This window comes from Umezawaea sp. (genome assembly GCF_036375055.1).
In the GTDB taxonomy this organism is placed as follows: domain Bacteria; phylum Actinomycetota; class Actinomycetes; order Mycobacteriales; family Pseudonocardiaceae; genus Umezawaea.
This window is the reverse complement of record NZ_DASUSQ010000113.1, coordinates 1-5,922: the sequence shown is the minus strand read 5'-3', so window position 1 is coordinate 5,922 and position 5,922 is coordinate 1. Positions and strand designations below refer to the sequence as shown.

Here is a 5,922-nt window from a genome sequence, read left to right as displayed (position 1 = left end):
GTCAACAACACGCTGCTGATCGCCGAGTTCCGCAAGCAGCTCGACGCGCTGTCCACGACGACGGGCAAGCGCTACCAGATCACCGCGTTCACCCCGGCCGACCCGGCGAAGATCGCGGCGGGCTGGGAGCTGGCGGAGGTCCCCAGGCCCATGGACATCTTCAACGTCCAGGGCTACGACTTCCACGGCGCGGGTACGCGAACCTGGTGGCGAGCGTTCCGGGGTGCACGGCGCGGCACGACGAGGTCGCCGTGGCCACCTACTGCTACACGGGCGCGGGCGGCCAGTGGTGGACGTTCGACGACGTCTGGTCGATCGGGAAGAAGACCGCGTGGATCAAGAGCAGGGGATTGCTCGGAGCCGTGTTCCGGGAGATGTCCGGTGACACCGGAACGTTGATCAACGCGGTCGACGCGGGCTTGCGGTAATCGTTCCGCGGGGCCGTCCCGATCATCGGGGCGGCCCCCGCGGAATTCCGCGGCGGGCGGGGCCGGGAATCGCCGCGCGGACATCGTCGAAATATCTCTAGCGAATTATCGGTGACGGAAACCCGGCCGTTCCCCGAATGGAACGGGGGCGGCTAGTACTCCGACTCGTAGAGGTCCGACAGTTCCGCCGCCAGCGCGGAGGAATCGGTCAGCGGCTTGCCGTCGAGGGTGTGGACGCGGGTGATCTTGCGGACGCTCGACACCAGGAAGACGCCGTCGACGGTGTGCAGGTCCGCCGCCGGGATCGGTGCGACGACGACGGTCCAACCCCGGCGCTCCGCGGCGCGGAACAGGGCGGCCTGGGTGGTGCCGGGGAGGATGCCGAGGGTCGCGGGCGGCGTGGTGATCGTGCGGCCGTCGACCGCGAGCAGGGTCGAGGTGGGGCCTTCGAGGACGCTGCCGCTGGAGGTGGTGAAGACGACCTCGTCGGCGCCCCGGCGCTCGGCCTCGCGCAGCGCCGCCATGTTGACCGCGTACGACAGGGTCTTGGCGCCGAGCAGCAGCCACGGGGCGCGGTCGGCCAGACCGGGCTCGATGCCGCGGTCCAGGGTGACCGCGGAGATGCCCGCCGCGCGCTGGGCCAGCACCTTCGCGCCGATCGGCAGGCCGAGCGCGAAGCCGGTGGGCGTGCCGTCGCCGCCCTCGACCCCACGGGTGTAGACGAGCTTCAGCGCCATCTCCGAGCCACCGGACCAGTTGTCCAGCACGAGCGAGGTGGCCCGCTCGAACGCCGCCCGGTCGGGCTCGGGGAGCTCCAGCATCGCCGCGGACCTGGCCAGCCGGTCGAGGTGGGGGTCGAGCTCCCTCGGCTTGCCGTCGACGACGAGAACGGTCTCGAAGATCCCGTCGCCGCGCATCAGCCCGAGGTCGTCCACCCGCAGCAGCGGGGCGTCGGGGTCGGCCAGGGTTCCGTCGAGAAGAGCCAGCACGCGCATACGGGCAGACTACTCACGGCCTACCATCGGTGTGGTGGAGACCGCAAGCGGCAGGCAGGCGTTGCGCAAGACGTTGCACGAGCGCGGCATGCGCATGACACCCCAGCGGCAGCTCGTGCTCGACGCGGTGCGCGAACTGGGGCACGCGACACCCGAGCAGATCTGCACCAGGGTCCAGGCGACCGCGTCGACGGTGAACATCACGACCATCTACCGGACCCTCGACCTGCTCGACAAGCTCGGCCTGGTCCGGCACACGCACCTCGGGCACGGCGCGCCGACGTACTCGGCCGACGACCACGAGCACGTCCACCTCGTCTGCCACCGCTGCGGGCGGATGGACGAGATCCCGTGCGACCTGCTCGAAGGGCTGGCAGGAACACTGGGCGAGGCCTACGGGTTCGAACTTGACGCGAGCCACCTCGCGCTGTCCGGCACGTGCCGGGAATGCCTGGAACTGGAGTCCGAGTGAATTCACCGCTGCTCACCGCACCGGGTGCCGTCGCACCGTTCGACGGCGCCCCCGACCAGGGCGTGCCGTGGCACTTCGGCGACCCGTTCGCCGAGCAGCGGTCGGCGGCGCGGTCCGTCGCGGTGTTCGACCGCTCCCACCGCGGCGTGATCGCCGTGCCCGGTGACGACCGGCTGAGCTGGCTGCACTCGCTGACCAGCCAGCACTTCGCCGCGCTGGCCGAGGGCCGGGGCACCGAGGCGCTGGTGCTGGACGTCCAGGGCCGGGTCGAGCACCACGCGGTCGTCGCGAACGTCGGCGGCACCGTCTACCTCGACGTCGAGACCGCCACCACCGAGCCGCTGCTCAAGTACCTGGACTCGATGCGGTTCTGGTCGAAGGTCGAGCCGCGGGACGCGACGGCGGAGCTGGCGGTGCTGTCGCTGGTCGGCCCGGAGGTGACCGCGCTGCTGGCGAAGCTGGGCGTGCCGGTGCCCGCCGCGCCGGACGAGGCCGTGGCCCTGCCGGACGGCGGGCTCGCGCGCCGGATGACGTGGCCCGGCCACGACGCGGTCGACCTGCTCGTGCCGCGCGCCGACCTCGTCGCGTGGTGGGGCCGGCTGACCGACGCGGGCGCCCGGCCCGCGGGCACGTGGGCGTTCGAGGCGCTGCGCGTCGAGTCGCTGCACCCCCGGCTCGGGATCGACACCGACGAGAAGACCATCCCGCACGAGGTGAACTGGATCGGCTCCGCCGTGCACCTGGACAAGGGGTGCTACCGGGGCCAGGAGACCGTGTCGAAGGTGCACAACGTCGGCCGCCCGCCGCGGCGGATGCTGCTGCTGCACCTGGACGGCTCCCGCGAGGTGCAGCCGCGGACCGGAGACCCGGTGCTGCTCGGCGAGCGCGTGGTCGGCCGGGTCGGCAGCGTCGCCCTGCACCACGAGCTGGGCACGGTGGCCCTGGCGCTGGTCAAGCGCTCGGTGCCGGTGGACGCGGAGCTGCTGCTCGGGGTCGACGACCGGATCGTGCAGGGCGCGATCGACCCGGACTCGGTCCCGCCGGACACCCCCGCCCTCGGCCGGGAAGCGGCGAGGAACCTGGGTCGCTGACGGTCCGGGTCCTCCGGAACCGGTACCGGGACGTCAGGCGGTTGCGTGCCCCGTCGTCCGGCGCCGGACCTGTGCCAGTATTTCGGCATGGCCCGCACCGGCTCCCCCGGCACGATGCTCACCGTCGTCCCCCGATGGACGGAGTCGACCGACGTCCTGGTGGGAGCCGCGCAGAACAGCGAGCGCGTGGGCGTGAGCGTCGTGCGCCTGCCGCTCGCCGAGCCGGGCAGGCTCGCGGAGACCGTGGCCGGGGTGCGCGAACGGACGGACCTGCTGGTCCAGTTGGCCGACGTCACCGACGAACGCGCGCTCGACGCCCGCCCCGACTGCGCCTCCTGCCCGCTGGCGGGCGCGGAGTCCGAGGACGGCTGGGCGGCGCTCGTCAGGCTGCACGCGGCCCTGCGGGACCGCGGGGTCGCGGCGGAGTACGAGATCACCCGGATCGAGCAGGTCAGCGCCCTGCGACGGCTCCTCGACGACCACGGCCTCCCGCTGGGCGACCGCGTGCACGTCGGCCTCGTGCTGGGCGCTCCGGGTGGATCTCCGGGCGACGCGGCAACCCTGGTCGACGCCGTGCGTCTCCTCCCGGAGGGGGCGACCTTCTCGGCGGCGGGCCTCGGCGGGTCGACCATCCCGGTCATGCTCACCGCGCTGGCGACCGGTGGTCACCTCCGCGTGGGCACCGCGGACACCGCCGACTACGCCGACGGGCAGGCCGCACGGGACGACGTCCAGCTCGTGGCGCGCGCCGCGGGGCTGGCCAAGATCGCCCAACGGCCACCGCTCCCGGTGGCCGGGGCACGGGAACTACTGGGTGCGCACAGTCCGGTACAGGTTTGACACCACTTTGGAAGCAGGTTCGTGTTGGCGGCTGAGCAGGATCTACCTCAGGATGAGTACGTGATCGAGGTGCGTCCTGGCGGACGCCGCCGTATCGACAGGGTGCTCGCCCCTGACTACGCAGAGGGCGTCGAGCAACGCCCTCTAGCCGACGTGCGCGCACTGCGCGACGAAGCGGCGCAAGAAGAGACCGATCTTTCCTACCTACGACGCCTGCTGCACGCGCGGATCGACATCGTGCGTGCGGAGAAGCTGCGGCGGACCGATGGCGGTTCGTCCGTGGTCGACCAGCTGGCGACGATCCTCGCGTCCAACGCGGTGGGTCCGTCGACCGGCCTCGGCCGCTACCAGAGCCACGAGCCGTCACGGGCGGACGCCCACCAGCGGCACGTGGAAGCCCTCGTCTCGGACGTGGACCTCTCGGACGTCAGCACGCTGTCGGACGAGAAGCTGGACCTGACCCTGCGCACCTTCATCGGCGAGGAAGCCTCGGTTTCCCAGCGCCGCCGTCAGGTGCAGGTCGTCATGGACCAGCTCAACGCCGAGATCGCGGGCCGCTACCAGCGCGGTAGCGCGTCGGTGGACGACCTGCTCGCGAACGAGCGCGGCAGGCCGAACAACCGGCTGAGGGAGTAGTACCGGAGGCCCGGCACCACGTGCGGGCACGGCGGACTTCGCCGCTTCGACGTGCCCCGCGGGGCGTGCCGGGCGGCTTTTTTGCTGCTGCACGTGCAAATGCACTAACCGTGCGTCCGCCGCAGGCATGAGTTCCCGCACTGTGGGAGTTTCTTCCCGACCAGTGGACACCGGGCCTACGGTGCAGCCATGGCTGGTCGCTACCGGTGGGTGGTTCTGGGCGTGGGCGCCCTCGCGCAGGGCACCAACGCGGCCGTCTTCCTCGGCCTGCCCGCACTCACCCCGCAGCTGAGAGCCCACTTCGACCTGACCCTGCCGCAGGTGGGCCTGCTGGTGGGCGCGGTCAACCTCGGCACGATGCTCACCCTCGTCACCTGGGGCGCGCTGGCGGACCGCAGGGGCGAGCGGCTGGTCATGACGATCGGCGGCGCGGGGGCGGCCACCTGCCTGGCACTGGCCGCCACCGACCACGCCCTGCTGGCGGGCGCCGCCCTGCTGGGGGCGGGCGTGTTCGGCGCCAGCGTCAACGCGGCCAGCGGCCGAGCCGTGATGACCTGGTTCACCAGGGACCGACGCGGCCTGGCCATGGGCATCCGCCAGACAGCGACCCCGCTGGGTGCGGCGGCGGCGGCCGTGGCCCTGCCGGTGGTGGCCGCCGACGCGGGTGTCCCAGCGGCCTTCCTGGCGCTGAGCGCCTTCACCGCCCTGGTGGCGCTCACGGTCGCGGTCTTCATCCGCGAACCCCCGAACGCCGTCCGCTCCACCAGCGGCCAGGGCGTGATCCTCCGCGACCGCGGCCTGATCCGCCTCAGCACCGCCAGCGGCCTCCTGGTGGTCCCCCAGTTCACCGCCGCGGCGCTCATGGTCGAACTCCTGCACGAACACCGCGGCCTGGCCCTGGGAGCGGCAGCGACCCTGTTCGCGGCAGCGCAGGTGCTGGGAGGCGCGGGCAGGCTGGGCGTGGGCATCTGGTCGGACAGGGTGGGAAGCCGCCTTGGCCCGCTGCGCACCGTCAGCGTGCTGGTCACCGCGGGTTTCCTGCTGTCGGCGGCGCTGCTGGGAGCACCGGTCTGGCTGCTGGCGACGGTCCTGCTCCCCACGGCGGCACTGGCGCTGTGCTGGAACGGCCTGGCGGTGACGGCGGCGGCGGAGATGGCACCGGAGGGGAGCAGCGGCACGGCACTGGGGATGCAGAACACCGCCAACTACCTGAGCGCGTCGGTGACCCCGGCCGTGGCGGGCTGGGTGGTGGTCAGCGCGTCCTGGCAAGCAGCCCTGCTGCTGGCGGCCACGGCGGGCACGGCGGCCCGACTGCTGCTGCGCGACCGAGCCTTCGCGCCGACGGCCTGAGCAGCAAGCCGGCCACCACGGCCAAGCAGCTGATCCAAGCCGACCGACCACCGCCAAGCGGACCCCCGAAGGCAACCCACCACCGCCCGAGCGGACCGACACAAGCCGAC

The 5,922-nt window shown here is 72.5% G+C and carries 6 protein-coding genes and 1 pseudogene; 6 read left to right on the top strand and 1 reads right to left on the bottom strand.

Annotated elements, in window-relative coordinates; translation table 11 throughout:
- Nucleotides 1-428: pseudogene (locus tag VFZ92_RS29125) on the top strand (hypothetical protein); the annotation flags it as partial.
- A gap of 152 nt (nucleotides 429-580) precedes the next feature.
- Here VFZ92_RS29125 and VFZ92_RS29120 read toward each other — a convergent pair.
- Nucleotides 581-1,423, bottom strand: coding sequence for an aminodeoxychorismate lyase (locus VFZ92_RS29120; protein WP_330879261.1), 843 nt, complete (start codon nucleotides 1,421-1,423; stop codon nucleotides 581-583).
- Nucleotides 1,424-1,511: 88 nt separating this feature from the next.
- Between VFZ92_RS29120 and VFZ92_RS29115 the strand changes: the two genes are divergently transcribed.
- From VFZ92_RS29115 to VFZ92_RS29095, 5 genes are all read left to right on the top strand, one after another.
- Complete coding sequence (locus VFZ92_RS29115) at nucleotides 1,512-1,895, top strand: transcriptional repressor (protein ID WP_330879263.1); 384 nt, start codon at nucleotides 1,512-1,514, stop codon at nucleotides 1,893-1,895.
- Complete coding sequence (locus VFZ92_RS29110; RefSeq protein ID WP_330879260.1) at nucleotides 1,871-2,986, top strand: folate-binding protein; 1,116 nt, start codon at nucleotides 1,871-1,873, stop codon at nucleotides 2,984-2,986. Before VFZ92_RS29115 ends, VFZ92_RS29110 begins: the two co-directional genes overlap by 25 nt.
- Before the next feature lie 87 nt (nucleotides 2,987-3,073).
- The gene (locus VFZ92_RS29105) at nucleotides 3,074-3,826 is read left to right on the top strand and encodes a 3-keto-5-aminohexanoate cleavage protein (protein WP_330879259.1); all 753 of its coding nucleotides are present in this window, start codon (nucleotides 3,074-3,076) and stop codon (nucleotides 3,824-3,826) included.
- A gap of 60 nt (nucleotides 3,827-3,886) precedes the next feature.
- On the top strand, nucleotides 3,887-4,462 hold the full coding sequence (locus tag VFZ92_RS29100) for an aerial mycelium formation protein (protein ID WP_330879262.1): 576 nt from the start codon (nucleotides 3,887-3,889) through the stop codon (nucleotides 4,460-4,462).
- A 189-nt stretch (nucleotides 4,463-4,651) separates the two neighbouring features.
- A complete protein-coding gene (locus tag VFZ92_RS29095) occupies nucleotides 4,652-5,812 on the top strand; it encodes an MFS transporter (RefSeq protein WP_330879258.1) in 1,161 nt (386 codons plus the stop codon).
- The last annotated feature ends 110 nt before the right edge of the window (nucleotides 5,813-5,922 follow it).

Coding starts and splice junctions, on each gene's coding strand:
- VFZ92_RS29120 (WP_330879261.1), bottom strand. CDS start 1,423: ATGCGCGTGCTGGCTCTTCTCGACGGAACCCTGGCCGACCCCGACGCC.
- VFZ92_RS29115 (WP_330879263.1), top strand. CDS start 1,512: ATGCGCATGACACCCCAGCGGCAGCTCGTGCTCGACGCGGTGCGCGAA.
- VFZ92_RS29110 (WP_330879260.1), top strand. CDS start 1,871: ATGCCTGGAACTGGAGTCCGAGTGAATTCACCGCTGCTCACCGCACCG.
- VFZ92_RS29105 (WP_330879259.1), top strand. CDS start 3,074: ATGGCCCGCACCGGCTCCCCCGGCACGATGCTCACCGTCGTCCCCCGA.
- VFZ92_RS29095 (WP_330879258.1), top strand. CDS start 4,652: ATGGCTGGTCGCTACCGGTGGGTGGTTCTGGGCGTGGGCGCCCTCGCG.